This is a genomic window from Leptolyngbya sp. PL-A3 (assembly GCF_039962325.1).
Classification (GTDB): domain Bacteria; phylum Cyanobacteriota; class Cyanobacteriia; order Elainellales; family Elainellaceae; genus Vacuolonema.
The window spans coordinates 77,034-95,365 of the sequence record NZ_JAMPLB010000020.1 but is presented as its reverse complement, the minus strand read 5'-3'; the positions used below and the strand labels follow the sequence as shown (position 1 = coordinate 95,365).

General features: G+C 49.9%; 9 protein-coding genes. 5 read left to right on the top strand and 4 right to left on the bottom strand.

All coding sequences use genetic code 11. The annotated features are described in order from the left end of the window. The first annotated feature begins 77 nt into the window (after positions 1–77). A complete protein-coding gene (locus tag NDI52_RS16695; protein WP_348256469.1) occupies positions 78–713 on the top strand; it encodes a TerB family tellurite resistance protein in 636 nt (211 codons plus the stop codon). A gap of 1,929 nt (positions 714–2,642) precedes the next feature. Here NDI52_RS16695 and NDI52_RS16690 read toward each other — a convergent pair. Beyond that, entirely contained in the window at positions 2,643–3,467 is an 825-nt protein-coding gene (locus tag NDI52_RS16690) for a tetratricopeptide repeat protein (protein ID WP_190770549.1), read from the bottom strand. A 1,224-nt stretch (positions 3,468–4,691) separates the two neighbouring features. On the opposite strand from NDI52_RS16690, the gene NDI52_RS16685 reads away from it, so the two are divergent. Both NDI52_RS16685 and NDI52_RS16680 read left to right on the top strand, forming a co-directional pair. Then, complete coding sequence (locus tag NDI52_RS16685) at positions 4,692–5,420, top strand: S-layer homology domain-containing protein (RefSeq protein WP_190770548.1); 729 nt, start codon at positions 4,692–4,694, stop codon at positions 5,418–5,420. A 69-nt stretch (positions 5,421–5,489) separates the two neighbouring features. After that, positions 5,490–6,272: a class I SAM-dependent methyltransferase gene (locus tag NDI52_RS16680; RefSeq protein WP_190770547.1), complete on the top strand. Its 783-nt coding sequence runs from the start codon at positions 5,490–5,492 to the stop codon at positions 6,270–6,272. A gap of 57 nt (positions 6,273–6,329) precedes the next feature. On the opposite strand, the gene NDI52_RS16675 is transcribed toward NDI52_RS16680, so the two are convergent. Continuing rightward, positions 6,330–7,145 carry a carbon-nitrogen hydrolase family protein gene (locus NDI52_RS16675; RefSeq protein ID WP_190770546.1) on the bottom strand — a complete coding sequence of 272 codons (816 nt, stop codon included), beginning with the start codon at positions 7,143–7,145 and terminating at the stop codon, positions 6,330–6,332. A 756-nt stretch (positions 7,146–7,901) separates the two neighbouring features. Between NDI52_RS16675 and NDI52_RS16670 the strand changes: the two genes are divergently transcribed. Further along, entirely contained in the window at positions 7,902–8,447 is a 546-nt protein-coding gene (locus NDI52_RS16670; RefSeq protein ID WP_190770545.1) for an FHA domain-containing protein, read from the top strand. A 132-nt stretch (positions 8,448–8,579) separates the two neighbouring features. Here the strand turns inward: NDI52_RS16670 and NDI52_RS16665 are convergent, their stop codons facing one another. After that, on the bottom strand, positions 8,580–11,375 hold the full coding sequence (locus NDI52_RS16665) for an EAL domain-containing protein (RefSeq protein ID WP_190770544.1): 2,796 nt from the start codon (positions 11,373–11,375) through the stop codon (positions 8,580–8,582). A gap of 438 nt (positions 11,376–11,813) precedes the next feature. Here NDI52_RS16665 and NDI52_RS16660 point away from each other — a divergent pair, with 438 nt between their 5' ends. Further along, on the top strand, positions 11,814–14,612 hold the full coding sequence (locus NDI52_RS16660) for a DEAD/DEAH box helicase (protein WP_190770543.1): 2,799 nt from the start codon (positions 11,814–11,816) through the stop codon (positions 14,610–14,612). 327 nt (positions 14,613–14,939) lie between these two features. Here NDI52_RS16660 and NDI52_RS16655 read toward each other — a convergent pair whose 3' ends face one another. Next, the gene (locus tag NDI52_RS16655; RefSeq protein ID WP_190770542.1) at positions 14,940–18,155 is read right to left on the bottom strand and encodes a hypothetical protein; all 3,216 of its coding nucleotides are present in this window, start codon (positions 18,153–18,155) and stop codon (positions 14,940–14,942) included. Between the last annotated feature and the right edge of the window lie 177 nt (positions 18,156–18,332).

The following is an 18,332-nucleotide window of genomic DNA, read 5'->3' as shown; positions in this document are numbered from 1 at the left end:
TTTCACCGCTTTGGTAGATGTTGTACTGAGTTGGGGTGCAGGCACTAAAAACGGTATCACTCCACAACCAACGCTCTATGACACCCAGTTTGATGGATTCCTTGCCACTCAATGTAACTCCGCAAATATTACTCTCTCATCTAACCGAGCAACCCTTATCTGAAGAGGACTCGACTCTGAATATGATTTTTGTTGCGGCTAGTGTGACTCTTATGTCGGGAGTCATGATGATGGATGGTGTCATTGACCCAGAAGAAATGGTTCACCTACACCAGCTTATGGGAGTGTGTGCTGACACCGATACAGCTTGCCATCGGCTGCTGCCCCGATTAATTTTAGGAATCAAGCGCCATCAGATTTACTTGAATCCCCGGTTATTCCTTGTTCTGGCAGAAGCGTTAGATTTGCCTCAGCGTCTGTTACTACTCGGCTTAGGCTACCGCATGGCAGCAGCAGATGGACATTTAAATGAGCGCGAGAATTTGTACTTGCGGGCGATCGCTCAACGGCTCTGCATTGACCCCCAACACGTTGCAATCTTAGAGGCCAACTCCTTAAAGTTTACTTTGTTGGAGACTGAGGCGTTATGGGAGGTTAATCACTACCTTGACCCATCCAATTTTCAGCTACACGAGTCACTACTTCGGTTGATTGCTCGCACTATTCATAGCAATCTACCAGCTATAGCTATACCTACTGCAATCAACGCTTAAGGGAGCGCGATCGTATTGTGTACAGAGGGCATGGGGATGAGGCTTCCATGCCCTCCTGCTTACAAATAGGTAACCTCAGTTCGGGATAAGCTGAAGTGCTCATTTTGGCGTGCGCAAAGCGCACGCCAAAATGAGTGTTTTCGAGTGCCGCGCGTTGCGCGGCACTCGAAAACACACTTAACCCGAACTCAGGTTAGGTATATTAGAATATCCTCACTTGAGTCTAATTGGTATTGAAATGAGTCTAAATGTAATAAATTTAAATCTCATCTTGAGATTTAAGATAAAGGAAGAGTTTGCCTATATTTGATGGTGGAGTTGTCCCGTGTCTCACCGTCAGACATGAATGATCTCTGCTACTTGGTACAGGGGCCTGTTTAAAGGCCAATTTTCTGTGCGCTAAACAGACGAAATGCCCCTTTTGCCAGCTTCGAAGCACGCTCTAGTGTCTTGGGAACAAATACGAGATTTTTGTAATCGGTATAAGAAAATACAAAGATATAAATCTATGTATGAGCTTAAGATCATAGAGTAGAGCCTTGAATATTTTTACTTTTAAGGTCTTATAAATGGATGCTTCAACCGCTCTTGCTTTTGTTACGGCTACAAAGCTTGGATATCGGCTAGTTGTCGGTACTCTTGAGGATGGCCAAATTTATACCCTCATCAACTTAAATAGCGGTTGTCGCATTGGGTATAAGACGCTAGAGGCCGTGCTCAGTTATTTAGAGATAATGAGCTCGTCATAGAAACCGTTTGCAGAAGCTAATTTCTCGTTGCTAGGTAGGAAGGATCAACTCCTGTAACCAAGCCTCAAGCAGCTTTTTGAAGTAGATACACTTGACCCTAAATAGGAAAAGGGTACTTTTCGCCCCCCCCCTCTTATATAGGGCTAAGTTTACTCAAACCGAGAGCCGTTGTTTTCGTCGCTTGGCGACGAAAACAACGGCTCTCGGTTTGGGCTTTAAAGAGGTACAAGATATAAGTTTAGAAAACCGCCGGTAGACATACGGCGGACACGCTAGCTGACTTGAATGAAAGATAGTGTCTCAGTAAGCACCCCCTAAAACATCCTCCTGGAGTAAAGCCTTATCGCGATCGCAAAAAATTCCAAAAAAAAGCCGCAGTTTGAGCTGCGGCAATAAATCTCTTGACTATTTTTGGGATGTAAATAGTTTTGCAGCGATCGCGATTTATAGCATCCCTCAAAAAGTAGAGCCCGGTCACAAACACAATTTATCAAAACAGTATCTAAGCTGAACATCTGTTGCAAGAAACGCCATTAAGAACATTCTTCCAAATAAGAGATTGAACCTGGTGCAGTTAAAGAATAAACACCTTCAATCGGCCGTGATGGCTCTCTAAAAGATGACTCTTTAAAGGGTTCTAATCTGAAAAAAAATTATGACGATTGCCCTTAGGAGCTCTTCCTAGAGCAGAGATCGGTTGCCCCCAGAAGAAAAATCCATGTCCTTCTAGCCAGGGCTAGACCTCTAAACTGGAGGACTTACGGCCCCATGAATAGTTGCGGTATACGCAACTATTCATGGGGATGGATTCTCTATTGTGTAAGGGTTTCATAGCATTGTCTTTTGGCCTGGACTAAAATTGGACTAAATTTTGAGGCTCGTTTTTAGCCCATCCGTGAGCCCTTGGTAGTGCAAAGCAACTGCTGAGTTGCAGCCTGCCTCTCCTGATATCTACCCCCGGTTGCCAATTTGTAACCTTTTCTACGCACCTCTACGGATCATCTATAGCTCCGCTTGGAGCACTTGCAGTAATCTCGCGGTGTTACTTCTAGAGACAAAGTGAAAAGATACAAATCATATAAACAGCAGATAAAAACGAAAGATAAAAACGAAATTTCTCTTGGCTACCATCAGTCCCGCGAGCTTGCCTCTGCGGGATTTTTGTTTTAATACTGTGGCGTTAGTTTGGTTGAGTTTGTAGTAACAATTCAACCTCTTCCAAAGCACTTTGGGCTTCTGTAAATGAAGGGTCAAGTTCAGTGGCTATTTGATACTCTTGTTGAGCTTCCTCTAAACGACCCTGACGCTCCAACGATAACCCTAAATCAAACCGGAGGACTGCATCATCAGGGCTAAGGGCGATCGCCTGTCGATAGGTTTCTTCTGCCGCTGCAAATTCCCCTCGATCATCAAATGTATTGGCAAGAATACGATGGTGTTCTGAATTTGTAGGTTCTAGGGATACAGCTCGCCGCAAAATTTCCAGAGCCTCCGAAGTCTCCCCTTGCACCCGCAGCAAATCTCCCAAAATAGCATGAGCCGTCCCATTATCTGGAAGCTGAGCTACAACTTCGCGCTGCATTGTGATTGCTTCTGCTAACTGTCCGGTTTCTGTAAGCAAAAACACAAGATTAGCGTAGGCCGGTAAATACTTGGAGTCGATGGCGATCGCCTGCCGCAGAAGCGCAATGGATTCATCAACCAACCCCTGGCTCGCTAAAACAATACTCAAATGCTCATAGGCTGGCATAAATCGAGGTTCTTGCTCGATTAGCCCTCGCAACAGCGTTTCCGCTCGCTTCAAATCACCATTGGCATATGCCTCATAGGCTTCAGTATCTTGTTGATAAAGCTCTTGAGGAAAATCATCCTGAGCCAACAAATTTGAAGACCCGTTTCCATATCTCAATCGTTCACGATCAGTGGCCGAAGCTGGATATGCCACCACCCCAGCCAGCATCAGAACCACAGAACTCAACCCCAAAACAACATTGGCAATTTTCATAAACTTTCCTCACGAAGAAGCAACGTCATCACTGAAAAACCCGGGATTTGGGCACTCCAGACGCTTCCCTACCCCTATCTTAGGCAACCTATTTGTCTTCTGAAAAAATTCTCTGGCCTAAACGCAGCTTATTCTGGCAACACAATTTGAGTCTTAAAAATAGACAAAGGAGCCTATCACTAGACTCAAAATAGAAATATGTGTCTCAAAAAAAGACAATTCCGTTCATAACCTCATTATGAAGTTTGTCCAATTATAAGACTTAAAATTCTATATACTAGACTCAAAATAATACGCAAAATCTTGTTGTAAGACAGATTATAAATACGTTTGCAAATATCAAATGAGACTCATGATAGGAACCTGGGTCTACCCTGGAGATTAAAGATAGATTCTAAGGATGTTCAATTTACGTAAGTCTCATGCATCTTGCCAAAAGACCAAAAATAATACTCATGAGTCTATTTTCAAGACAAAAAATTTAAGGTGTGGGAGAGAGGGCACAAGGTGCCCTCTCTCCCACACCTTATCCATGTGATAGAAGAACAATTACACCCTTAATCTGTGCATTTCAGCGATTTGGCCGACCTCAATGTCACATCATAATTCTTGGATCTCATTAAGAGACTTAACTGCATCATAGTGAGTCTATCTTTTGGAATTATGAGTTTCATAATGAACTGACACACCGCTAAATTGCTAGGGATAATCGGCCCTACAGAAATACAAAGTCTTGGGACAGTTTTTTGGGCTAAAAAGCTGGGCAAAACCAACAGTTATAGAGGTTATGGAAGGTTGCAGGGGAGAAGTAGATCCTGGTAAAACCTTCTAAAACGTGGGTAATAACAGGAGCTCAGTTGGGATTTCTATGGGATTCCTCAGCGATAACTGTACCAAGCTTTTTCCCGCAACCAGACTGAGCGTATATCCTGATAAAGATTTGAATTCGTCTTTTGGATACATCAGGCACCAGAACCCTTCTGGGTTTCGAACTCAACTTCATTTGATTACAAGCACCTTCTCAAAAAGTCAGCTTATTTAAACTCTGGAGTCCAACTAAGTTCAATCTTTCCTATAAGACGAGTTTGATGGGTCGGTTTTCTGAGGAACTTCCCGGAGGCTCAACCGTCACCCGAAGCAAGTTGGATGAAAACAGATGAATTCACGGACTGAGCCGTTGAATATCCTGCTGTAATCTTGACGAAATCGAAAGAGGATGTGAGGATGGGACGCTTCCGCGAAGCCGCCATACTGACGTTAATGTTGGCGATCGCATCAACAGTCGGTCAGCCACTTCAATCCAGACCAGAACAAAGTTTTGTTGACGCTGGAACTATACGTCAGTCAGTGAGTAATAAGCTTCAGAAGAATAAACTGCTCACTCGGGCTGAACTAGCGGCCATCCTGGTTGAGGCCTTTGATGTTGAAGATCGCCAATCGTCGCATGTGCGACTTTCCCATCAACTAAAATCGGTCAATGATGTTCCTGCCAACCACTGGGCCTACTTAGAAATTCAAAGCGTTATACAAACAGGAGTCATGACCACCTACCCTGGTGGGAACTTCCGGCCTAACCAAACCGTAACCCGTGCCGAAGGGTTTGCTGCGATCGCCCAGGCTTACGGAGCCACTCCGCCTTCTCCCCAGGAAGCTGAGATAATTCTGAAACGCTTCCCCGATGCGAGAGAGGTTCCGGATTGGGCCAAGCCATCTCTGGCCTCTGTCATATCTAAAGGGTGGGTCAATGTAAGCGAAGACCTCCGCCTCGATCCCGACAAACCCTTGACGCGGGGAGATGTCGCCCACACCCTCAGCATTTATTTAAGCCAGCATCCAACCTATCAGCGTCAGCAATCGCACACCACGTTCGATAATGTTGCGATTAGCAGTACTGGTTTTACTCTCAAAACGCCCTTTATACAAACGGCCCAGCTCAACATGATGAATCCATAACGGAGACACTGATATCCTTGAGCAATCTCCTTTGCACTAGATATTACCCCTGTCTCAAGGCTTTGACCTATGACTCCTGACCTGCTTCCCCTGCACCAGCAAAATCCTCTGGGGCGCTTTTCTGATCGCGCTCAAGACTATGCCCGCTATCGCCCCACTTATCCACCAGAGGCGATCGCCACCCTGCTCCGTGGTTTAGGCGATCCCACCACCCTGATCGCGGCCGATATTGGTGCAGGCACTGGGATTTCTGCTCGGCTGTTGGGCGATCGCGGTCTGACCGTGTGGGCTATTGAACCCAACGCTGCTATGCGCGCCGCGACAGAACCCCACCTTCAGGTTGCCGTCCGAGCAGCCACCGCCGAAGCGACAGGTTTACCGGATGCCAGTGTCCACCTTGTCACCTGCTGCCAGGCCTTTCATTGGTTCAAGGCCGAGGCAGCGCTTGCAGAATTCCACCGGATCCTCAAGTCCGGTGGCCGAGTCGCGTTACTGTGGAACGAGCGCAAACCCATTGATCGCTTCACCGAATCCTATGAAGCCATTATCTGCAATGCTTCAGATCGCCAGATCAAAGTTATTACAGACTATAAATCCTCTGAAGCTCTGGCCCATGCCCTTCAGTTCAAAAACTACCAGACCCACTACTTCGACTGGCTCCGCCCCATGACCTACGACGCACTGATCGGCCTCAGTCTTAGTGCCTCCTACGTTCCCAAATCAGGAGACGCCCACGAGCACATGCTGCATCGCCTCCGTTATCTATTTGAGCAATGGGCGGAGCTAGATGAGAATGGCGATCGCCAGATTCATATGGCTTATCGCACCAATGTTTATCTTGCTAGCAAATAAAGCTGCATTAGTGGATGCGTATTTCATCCTCCATCCACTAATGCGACAGAGCAAAGATTAGCCAAATACCCGATGTTGAAGAGCAGGCATTTGCCGACGTACTTGCTCTAAACGATTGGGAGTAATGGAGGCGATCGCTACCCCCGGTTCTTCCCCTGCATCAGCCAGCACCAATCCCCACGGGTCAATGATCACTGCGTGACCATGAGATTGTCGCAAGCTATAGTGCTTTCCAGTTTGGGCTGGAGCAATGACATAGCAGGTATTTTCAATGGCACGGGCCTGGAGCAAAATCTGCCAGTGGTCTTTTCCTGTATAAGCAGTGAACGCTGCGGGAACAAACAACACCTCAGCTCCCATGTGCGATAGGTGTCGATACAGCTCCGGAAAACGCACGTCATAGCAAACCGACAATCCAAGGTGGCCGAGCTCCTTGGAGGGATACACCTGTGGCAATTGCTTGCCCGATTGCACACTCTTTGATTCCTGATAGGTGTTGCCATCTGGCAGGTTCACATCAAATAAGTGGGCCTTTTCATAGCGAGCCAGTTCCTGCCCATCCGGGCCGATCAGGAGAGCAACGTTAAAAACCTTTTCAGAGGTTTCCGTCGGTACTGGGAAACCGCCCCCCAGCAGGGTGATCTGATAGCGCTGGGCCATAGTTTTGAGAAACTTTTCGCTGGCTTCAGCGATCACTGGGGCTTGAGTGACTTTGTCACTTTCAAGCCCCAAAAATGAAAAATTCTCAGGTAAACCCACCAGTTCGGCCCCTTGGCGAACCGCTAGATCGATCAAATCCTCAGCATGAGCCAAGTTGCGGCCCACGTCAGGAACACTATTCATTTGTACAGCGGCAGCCAAATACGACCTCATAAACCTTAGTAACCCAGCGTAGAATTAGCGAAACAATGGCAGAGTAATGGGGCAATCCGGAAAAACTCTAGCCCAAATCTTAACACCAATGGGGTTAAGGCTTGGGAGGTTAGAAATTTCCCGTGGTTAATCCTCTAAACCAATACTCTGAAGATTTTTTAAGATCTCGATTCTCCCCATACTTCGTCTACGCAGAATCAAGGATCTCAAAAATTCTCTGGAGTACTGCTCTAAATAGTTCTCGCCCAAGAATTACTGTTATTTGTATGAATGATTTGAATTATAAAATCATTGTTTCCCAAGACGGGGTAAGGATTTCACCGCTAATAACAGATGGCAAATAGCAGTATTCTTGCAAGAAATAAATTTGTTTATAGTCTATGTAAAAGTTCAATAAAATACCGGATGTCACTGCTTGCCGAATTGTTATAAAAATGAATTAATAGGGCCATAGGTAAACTTGCTCTTCTACAGGGTCTTCTCGGATCTTCATCTCCGGTTAGTGGGTGCAACTCTTCACAACTCCTCACATTTGACCTGTTCCCAACAGTAGTGGGCCAATTTGCCATAAAGCTCGCTGCTACGACATCCAGCACAAGATGCTACTGCTTTTTCTGGATTTTAAGGGTAATTTTCGCCGATCAAAGTAGGCGATCGCTTCTACTAGGACCTAAAAGACTCCTGTCGCCAGAGTACTCACAGGCTTGCCCTGCCTTTGTGCTTTTTGCTTGACCTCCTATTCCAGAGCTGAAATTCATGAATAATGACAATCTTGGTCACACCCTGACGCATGACTTCCTGGAATTTTCTGTAGATAGCTCAGAAATGTTGAATTTGGACAGCAACACCTCTAATGATTCAATGGCCCCCTTAGTCCATTGGGTCTGCCAGGCAGCGCGCCGATGTCAAGCTAGCCAATACTTCATTCAGGCAGTTCAAGCCATTCAAGGCGTTTGCTTAGCCACTAACCTGAGTTGCTTAAAGCAGGTAGAAATTACAACCGTATCTTCGGGATGGGCCATTGGCCGCAGTTCAACTTGTGCCATTCGCATTCCAGATACCTCTATTTCTCGTTGCCACGCTATCTTGAACTATCATCCCGAAAACGGTTTTTTTATTACCGACCTGGGTAGCCGAAATGGAACTTGGGTTAACACTCGACGCCTCGACAAGATGGAGCGTCAGACCTTACGGGATGGCGATCTACTAAAGATTGGCAAAGTGAGTGTGGAGTTCTTTGTCACAGGCTGCACTGAGCAAAAAGGGATTTCCACCCTCGCCTATGAAGAAACCCGTTCGTAATCTCCCGCAGCTATACAACCCAGTGTGAATTGGTTCGGTACAAAAGGGATAGGGTGTGGGATGTTTCATCCCACACCCTATCCCTTTCTTTGTACTTCAAGGAAAGAGGCAGAGCGGTGCTCCGCCTCTCCCCTATCCTTTGCTTTGTCGCTGAACGGAGCAATCCAGAGGCGAACATTGCTGCAGCAACTCGGAGACTGTATCCGTGTCTAACGGTTTGGCAAAGTAGTAACCCTGCCCCGACTCACACGCCATCTCAAGCAAGTAGCGGCGCTGCTCCTCCGTCTCAACCCCCTCGGCGGTCACATCCATGCCCAGGTTATGGGCCAGCGTGACAATCGTTCGCACAATCTCAGCACTGTCCTGGCCCAGATCCATTTTTGAGACAAATGAGCGGTCAATTTTCAGGGTGTTGATGGGAAAGCGCGATAGATAACTGAGGGAAGAATAACCGGTTCCAAAATCATCAATTGATAGCTGGATACCGAGGGATCGCAGCTGATTCAGAACATTGATGACGCCCTGTCCTGTATCCATAATGGTGCCTTCGGTGATTTCTAGCTTCAGGCAAGAGGGGGGCAGTCCAGTCTCTTCCAGGATGCTCTGAATCTCGTGGGTCAAATTGGGAAGAGAAAACTGTCGGCTTGCTAGATTCACGCTAATGGTTAAAGGTGGCAGGTCGGGATATTGATTCTTCCAGACCTGCATCTGCCGACAGGATTGACGCAAAATCCACCAGCCCAGGGGAATAATCAGCCCCGTTTCCTCCGCCATGGTGATAAATCGGCTGGGGGGAAGAAAACCCATGGTGGGATGGTGCCAGCGGGCTAACGACTCAAAGCCAAGGATGCGAGACGTTGCCAGATTCACGATGGGCTGGTAGTAGAGCATGAGCTCTTGATGTTGGTTGCCCTCCTCCTCCAGATCCTCGACCCAGCGATGTTCGTGGCTAATCGCTCGGCGCAGGTCATTTTCTAACTTTAAGCGGGCCAGCATACGGCTGTGCATGTCTGGATCAAACACTTGGCAGCGCGCCTTACCCTTTGCCTTCGCCCGATACATGGCGGTATCCGCATCCTGGAGCAAATGCTCAGGGTTTTTATGCCGGGTCGAGCTAATGGCAATGCCAATGCTGACGGTAATATAAACCTCGTGTTCATCCAGGTGAAACGGCAGGGACAGGATCTGTTGAATTTGCTCGGCCGTCCGAGTTGCATCACCGGGATGCTCTACATTCTCCAGTAGCACAATAAATTCATCGCCCGAACGACGAGCAATCACCGACTCCAAATTGAAAAACCCCTTGAGGCGCCGGGCGATCGCCACCAATAACTGGTCACCAATGTCATTGCCCAGGCTGTTATTGACCACCTGGAATCGGTCCACATCCATTAGCAACACGGCATAGACATAGAGCGCATTCTTCTCAGCTGCCACAATGGCTCGCTTCAACCGATCCAGGAAAAAAGCGCGGTTGGGCAATCCCGTTAGATCATCGTAGTAAGCACTACGCCAGAGCTGCTCCTCAACCGCTTTGCGGGCAGTGATGTCGAGCTGCGAACCCGCCATACGATAAGGGTTGCCGTGGCGATCGCGCACCACTACCCCTCGGCAAAGCATCCAGCGGTAAGAACCATCCCGGTGGCGGAGCCGATGCTCATTTTCAAACTCGCTTCGCCTGCCCTCCAGGTAATCCTGAATACTAGCCTGGAGTGGGGCTAAATCATCAGGATGCACCCGTTCGTACCAGGATTCTGGGCGATCGTCTACCCCATCCCCTTCTTCCCCCAACATTTCCTTCCATCGCTGCGAGAAGAAAATCGTATTCGTTTGCAGATTCCAGTCCCACAAACCACCATTGGAGCCCTGCACCGCCAGGGCATAACGCTCCTCGCTCTGGCGCAACAGACTATTGACCCGCAGTTGTTCTTTGAGGGTAACGACCGCCGTGGTTAGCGTTAGCAGAAGCAGCGGCATCGCAATGGGAATCCAATAATCCCAGTGAAACAAAAAAATGCCCAGTAGGCCCCAGCTGAGGCACAGGGCTGCCCAAAAAGACAGCAAGCGTTCAACTCGCCAACGGCTGACCAAACAGCTGAGCCCTGGCCCTCCCAATAGCAAAATCAGTACAATCCAACCTGCACCCAGGCGTTTTAGATCGTCATTTTGCAAGAGGTTCCCAATAGCTGCGGCCTGTAAGTAAACGCCACTGGTAGGTGGGTCACGGTCGAAGGGCGTTTGCAGGGCATCTAAAGTAGGGGTCGTCAGCCCCAACACCACGATGCGATTGGCAAACACTTCAGGGGATACCTTGCCACTGAGAATATCGAGCAGAGAATAGTGGGGGGCCATGTCGGCAGGCCCAGCCCAATTAATCCACAGGGGGCGGTTGAGGCGATCGGGCAATTGCAGGCTGCGATCGCCCTGATGGGCACTCATCGCCACGACTGACAGCGCAGGTAAACCGTTTCGTTTCAGGGGAATTTTTCGCACCAATCCATCCAGTTCCCGCTGTTGTTCGGTGTGCCCGATGGCCCAGGCGGCCTCTCGCAGCTTCGATGTAGGAGGAATTTGAGCGCCGGTTTCGTCCCAAGATTGGGCCAGCACCATGCGATTAAACTGCCCCATAGCCTTTGCCAATTCCCCATCAGACGGTGTGGATTCCGACAGCAACAGGTCAAGGACAACGACGCTAGGTTTTCCCTGGGCCAGAATATTAAGCAGCCCTACCAGGCGATCGCGCGACCCCATAAACTGTCCTTCCGTTGAAGTGCGCGACTCATCAATTTCTACGACCACCACATCGGAGCTCCAGGGCACCGAACCTCGCAGTTGAAATAGCGTGTCATAGGTCAGATTCTCAAGCGAATCTCCAATTCCCAGTTGCAGCAGCCCCAGCATCAGCAACAGCGCTAGCAAACCTGCCATGCCGTTGTTCCACAAACGCTGTATTGGAGCAGGCCAGTACCGTGAAAAGAGCCTGGGCGATTTTTTGCCCAGCCACAACCATGAAAGTAGCTCCCCTGAAAAAATCTGCTTCATAGATTTCAACTGATCCAACCGTTGCCCTATTGCCATTGAAATTCCCCGCCTAGTAGCTGCACTGCTACACAGGACAAAGCAATCGTCTCGAAGTTCCTGTGGAGCGGACATCTAGACACTGACGCTTCTTTTCGATTAAAGCCTTTGCCACTGGGCGATCGCCATGCTCAGAGCAGGACTTCATGCTTCCATCAAAAACAGTGCTTTGGCGATTACTTGCCCTGAATTTCGCTTGATGCACCAAAATGGACGTTAGAAGGTCAACCAACCTTTGAAAATATCATCTGCTATATGATGGCACTGAACGGAGAATAGCGAACTTTAGTGAATACATCTTCTCCAACGGCTGAATTCAACGTACGAGAGTGGTTCCCCTTTGAGCTGGATAACTTCCAGTTGCAGGCGATCGAGGCTCTCAATGCCGAAAAATCGGTAGTGGTGTGCGCCCCCACAGGGTCCGGTAAAACCCTGATAGGGGAATATGCCATCCTGCGTGCCCTGGCTCACAATGAAGCTCTAGCGGCAGCAGGCTCCCCAGAACGGCGCCGGGTGTTTTACACGACGCCGCTCAAAGCGCTGTCAAACCAGAAGCTACGTGATTTCCGTAATGCCTATGGTGAAGATAACGTGGGGCTACTCACAGGCGACACCTCCATCAACCGGGATGCCCCCATTCTGGTCATGACCACGGAAATCTTTCGTAACATGCTTTATGGCACCCCCATTGGCCAGATGGGCACCTCTCTAGAGGGGCTGGAGGCCGTGGTACTGGATGAGTGCCACTACATGAACGATCGCCAACGCGGCACGGTTTGGGAAGAATCCATTATTTATTGCCCGCCCCAAATTCAACTGGTGGCGCTGTCGGCCACCATTGCCAACAGCGAGCAACTCACGGACTGGATTCGCCAGGTACATGGGCCTACGGAGTTGATCTACTCCGACTACCGCCCGGTGCCCCTAGAGTTCCACTATGTTTATCCCAATGGCATTGTGCGGCTGCTCAACGACACCAAAACGGCGATCAACCCCAGTCTTAAAAAGCGCGCCAAGAATAACAAAGGCAAAAACGGCAAACCTCAGCGGCAAGAAGCTCCTACCATTTCCTCGGTGGTCAGTCGCTTGGCTGAGGCGGATATGTTGCCGGCGATCTATTTCATCTTCAGCCGCCGGGGGTGCGATCGCGCCGTTAAAGATATGGGCGGCCGCTCCCTTGTCTCCCCAGCTGAAGCAGCCCAGCTCAAAGAGCACATTGACGACTTTTTGGCCCGCAACCCGGATGCTAACCGCGCACACCAAATAGATGCGCTCTATCGGGGAATTGCCGCCCACCATGCTGGCATTTTGCCAGCATGGAAGGTGTTGGTCGAAGAACTTTTCCAACGGGGGCTAATTAAAGTCGTTTTTGCCACAGAAACCCTGGCTGCCGGGATTAACATGCCTGCTCGCACCACGGTGATTTCTGGCCTTTCCAAACGCACCGATGACGGCCATCGGTTGCTGACCGCCTCCGAATTTCTGCAAATGGCTGGCCGCGCCGGACGCCGGGGTATGGACATCCAGGGCCATGTCGTCACCGTACAAACCCCCTTTGAAGGGTCACAGGAGGCGGCTCATCTGGCGACGGTGGGTCCAGATCCGCTGGTGAGCCAGTTTACTCCCAGCTATGGCATGGTGCTGAACCTGCTGCAAATCCACACGGTGGATGAAGCCCGAGAACTGATCGAGCGAAGCTTTGGGCAGTATCTCGCGACCCTTCACCTGCAACCGCAGCAACAGGGCATTCTCGATGTAGAACGGGAGATGGACCATCAGCAAGCCCAGATTGCCCATGCCGATTTAGCTCAGTTGCAGCAATTTGAGAAATTGAATGGGCGACTGAAAGAGGAGCGCCGTCTGTTGAAGATTTTGCAGCAGCAGGCGATGGAGCTACAGTCACGGGATTTGCTGCTGGCGTTGCCGTTTGCGATCGCCGGTACCCTCCTCTCTCTAAAAGGCAAAAACGTTCCTGTCCATACTCCGCTAGCCGCTACCCTGGTAGCAAAAATACCCGGTTCGGGTCAATTTCCCAACCTGATTTGTCTTTCCCCTGACAACCGCTGGCATGTTGTCACCGTTCACGACGTCGTCGGACTTCATGCCGAAATTCCGCGGTTGGCCCAGGCTGACCATCTGGTACCCCCACCAGAACTCCCGCTCAAACCGGGCCAGAGCCGCAGTGGGGATAAAGCATCTGCCGCTGTCGCCGCACTCATTCCTGATCTCAGCCACACCGCTGAGTCGGCTCCAGAGGTACAGGAGCAGCAAAACCTGGTGGATTCCCTTGAACGGGAGTTAGCGAATCATCCGGTGCAGCAGTGGGGCAACCCGACCCAGTTGCTCAAACGCTTCCATCGATTGCAACGGTTGGAGGATGAGTTGCGCGATCGCCGCGTCAAGCTCAGCAAGCACAGCCAGTATTACTGGAAAGAATTTACCAAGCTCATGGAAATTCTGCGGGAGTTCGATGGGCTCCATCCTTCGGATGCGGATGGACGTGTTTTTCCTACAGAACTGGGACAAATTGCCGCTGCTATTCGAGGGGATAACGAGCTATGGCTGGGTCTTGCCTTGGCCTCTGGCGAACTGGATCACCTGGAACCGCACCAACTGGCTGCTGCCTGTGCGGCCCTGGTCACCGAAGTATCGCGCCCGGATGTGTGGAACGCCTTCAATATATCCATTGAGGTGGAAGAAGCCCTGGAGGAATTGCGAGATATTCGCCGCCGCTTGATACGGCTGCAAAACCGTCATCAGGTGGCTCTGCCCGTCTGGCTGGAATACGATTTCATCGCTCTCGTGGAACAGTGGGTGTTGGGAGATGTGTGGCGACAACCCACTGCCTCAGAGCAAGCTGCAATTGATCCCTCCTCCCAAACGACTCCCATACATGGAGTAGATTGGCAACAGCTCTGCGCCAACACCAGTTTGGATGAGGGAGATGTGGTCCGTGTGCTGCGACGCACCCTTGATTTCCTATCCCAGATTCCTCATGTGCCCCATGTGTCTGAGCGGTTGAAACGGAGCGCGATCGCTGCCATTCGTAGCATGGATCGTTTTCCAGTTAGCGAGAGTCTGACCTGAAATGAGAAGTGGGACAGGTCTTATGGCTGGGTCTCTTGGTTGATGAGTGAATCCGCAAATTGGAGCCACTGCCGAAGGTGAGTGTTCTCGCAGCAAAGCGGCTGCCTGGACCCCCATAACTCTTTTCAGGCTATGTGGCTCCCAGACTTATATCATGTCGTGTTAAATGCACACAACAAAAAGCAAGGTAACGCTTTGCGTCACCTTGCTTTTTGTTGTGTGCATTTAACCTTACTTGTTATTACGTCAGTGGCTGGCGGCAGTTCAACAGCAGGATTACACGGAAAACCATCCATAAGGAATTTTCCCAAAAGGTTCTATCAATGGTTAGTTTTGCTCTGCATTACCGAGCTGTTTTTGGGCATCCTCAATCCACGATTCGGGGTTAACTTTCGGTGATTTGGATTGGATGATTTCGCGGATTCGTTCAGGACTTTGAGCGACTAATGCTGCAAAAGTAGTTATTCCAGCGTCGTACAGGCGTTTTTCGTAAATTGGGCCAATCCCTCGAATCTGTTGGAAGGAATCCCGATCAGAGGTCGAAACCTCCGCCTTTTTACCAGATGTTTTCTTTGTAGACGCCGTATTAGGGGTAGGAGTGGGCGTTGCAGTTTTAGTAGCAGCCTGTAAGCGAACGCTCGCCTCTACCAGTGTTTGTGTTTTTGATAACTCATCTTGAAGCCGTTGCATCTCTTCAAAATGAGCTTTGAGTGTAAAATTCTGTTGTTCTAAACTATTCTTTTCTATTTGCAAATATTTTAAGCGATTCTGTAATTCATCACGTTCATACGATATTTGAAATATTTGTGATTCAAGATATTGAGAGCGATCGCGCAATGATACATTTTCTGCTTCTAAAGTGACTTTCTCCTGCTCCTGTAACTGTTTAATTTGCAGGAGTTTTTGCTGTTCTGTTGTGGCCTGATTTAGACTCTCCTCAAGTATCTGGCTCTGTTCTAAGAGGACACCATAATCGCGTTCCAAATTCATCTTCTCAGTTTCTAGTTCTGCATTTTTATGCTGTAGCCCATCAAGTTTTGTCAGAATCTCAGCCTGTTCCTGACTCGCTGTTAGGGCAAGGGTATCCAACTCAGAAATTTGGGTTTGAGCGATCGCCAACCCTACCTCCAGGTCAGCTTTTTCATTCTGCAAGTCCGCTTGTTCCCCTTGTAAGCGCTGTACCTGTTCCTGAAAGGCTTTACGGTCGCTCTCAGCAGCAGCCAAAGCGGCTTCTACTTCTGCAATACGCTCCTGCAACAAAGCCAGAGAAAATTCTAAATCCGCTTTTTCTGTTTGCAGTGCCACTGTCAACCCCTGCAAGCCTGCTTGTTCTGCAACAGCAGCAGCTCGTTCCAAGGCAAAATTTTGAATTTGCTCCTGAGCCGCTGCGAAATCTGCTTCTAAAACCCAGCGTTCAGCCTGAAGCATGAGGAGTTGTCGGTGTAGAGCCGTACATTCGGCCTCCAGGCTACTGTAATGATCTAAGCCTTGCTCCCATTGGGTTCGTAAGGATGCAGTTTCCTCTTCGAGTTGGGCTCTAGTCACGTGCGCCGCTTCCAACTGGTGACGCAAATCTGACAAAATTGCCTCCATTTGAAGTTGGTCAGCTTGTTGTCGAGCGATCGCTGCTTCCAACATCTGCACCCGCTCCCGTTGCTGAGCCGCTGCCTCATTCAGTGCGGCAACATCTACCTCGACCCCATGCTCAGGGCGATAACCCAATAATGCCTCTTGTAAACTGCCCAGAGTTTGTTGAAGGCGATCGCGCTCCCACTGCGCCACCTCTGCTGCCGCTAACAAGCTGGTGCTTTCCAACCGTGCCGCCATCAAGTCGGCCTGGAGCCCTTCCAACATTTTCAGAGCTTGTTCGGCTTCATTGCGGGCGATCGCCGTCTGCTCTTGCTCCTGAGTAAGGCTACGGCGCAGCACTAGATTATCGAACTGAGCAGTCTCTAGAGCCTGATGTAAAGCATCAATCTGAGCATCCCGATCCGCTTGGAGAGTGTGAGCCCCCTCCAATTGTGCTAGAAGGTCTGCCCGTTCTGGCGATAGAGCATGTTCGGCCTGGAGAGTGACCAGTTGTCCCCGTAAGCGGTTCAGCTCTTCGCGATCGCAAGTTCGTTCAGCCAGAGCGGTTTGAAGTTGTTCCTGTAAGGAGGCGAGTTGGGCGATCGCCGTATCTCGCTCCTCCTGCACTGTCACCAATTGTCGCTGAACTTCAGTCAAGGTAGATTCCGCTACGACCTGCGCGGTTTGAGCCAGTTCGAATTGATGGTGTAACTCCGTTCGATGGTTCTCTGCCTGTTCCAGAGCGGCCTGAAGGCGCTCTCGGTTAGCTTCAGAGGTGGTCCACTGGTCCTGCAAGACAACCCGATGGGCTTCCACTACATCCAGCTGTTTTTGCAAGCTACTTCGGTAGGCTTCGGCCTCCGACAGACGCTCCTGCCATTGCTGCCGATCGCCATCTACCTCTGACAGTTGTTCTTGAAATACCAGACGCTCGGCCACTGCCGCCGCTACCTGTTTTTGCAATTCAGCCCGTTGAGCTTCAGACGTAGCCAACTCTATCCGTAGAGCATCCCGGATGGTTTCTACCGTTGCCAACTGTTCCGCCAGGGCTGCACGATCAGCTTCGGCAACCGCTGTTTCTCCTTGGGTAAACGAGAGATGCGATCGCACAGCAGCCACTTCCTGCTGCATCCGGAAGGTTTCTGCCTCCGCATACTCCAGGGCAGCTTGTAACGCCCCGGCCTCTGAATCCTGTATCACCTGGCGGAGCCGCAATACCTCGGCTTGTAACTGGCCATGATCAGCCTTCAGTGTCTCCTGTCGCTGCTCTAAATCCGCAACCTGGGCTGTGAGGGCTGTTCGCTGCCCTTCCAGTTCGGCTACCTGAGTCATTAAGGCCGCCTGTCGGTGATGGAAATGTTCTTCTGTTTCCTGATACTGAATCAGACTGGATTGGAGTTGTTTCCGCAATGTCTCTAGCTCAGCTTCAACCTTTTGATGTTGGATATGGGCTGTTTCTAATGCTTGCTCGACCGCTGCCAGAGCTGCGCGGTTGCGATCGCCTTCAGCCTCCAACTCTGCTACTCGCTTATCAGCCTCTCGGATTTTCGCCTCCTGGGCCATACTGCCATTCGCACCTGAAGCGGTGTACTCCTGGGATTCTGGCTGAGCTGAAACATTTGTTAAATCATTTGTGAGGGGCAGACGATCCCGTGTTTGAGCGGACATAAAACCTATCCCAACAACCCCAGATAGCACTTCAGAACGTTGCCGTTGCCATATCCACCGTAGGATGAGTGCTAACCCAGGCACCAGTCCTAACCAAATTAGCCATGCTACCCCCCCTTCACCGACTGGCATCCCCGACAGTTCAGGTAGCCCAGGAATTTGCGCTACAGACGGTTGCGCCCAGGCACTCCTAGCCCAGGTGAGAGGGGTCAGAATTAGCCAGCAGGCGATCGCCAGCCGCAGCCCCCATAACCCCAATTTCGACCAGACGAGTGAACTATCGGGAGCTGAAGATCGCTGTACCATACTTGAACCCAAGTTTCAGCTATACAGGAGAAAATACCGCAGTACGATGCTCCTGTGAGGGAGTGTTAGTAATATTAACCTGAGGGATATAGAGAAGCCTTCGACGGCACCTGAAATAACGAGGGACGAGAGATGAATGCAGAACGTCGTTCCATATTCATCTCTTATATCGGGTAT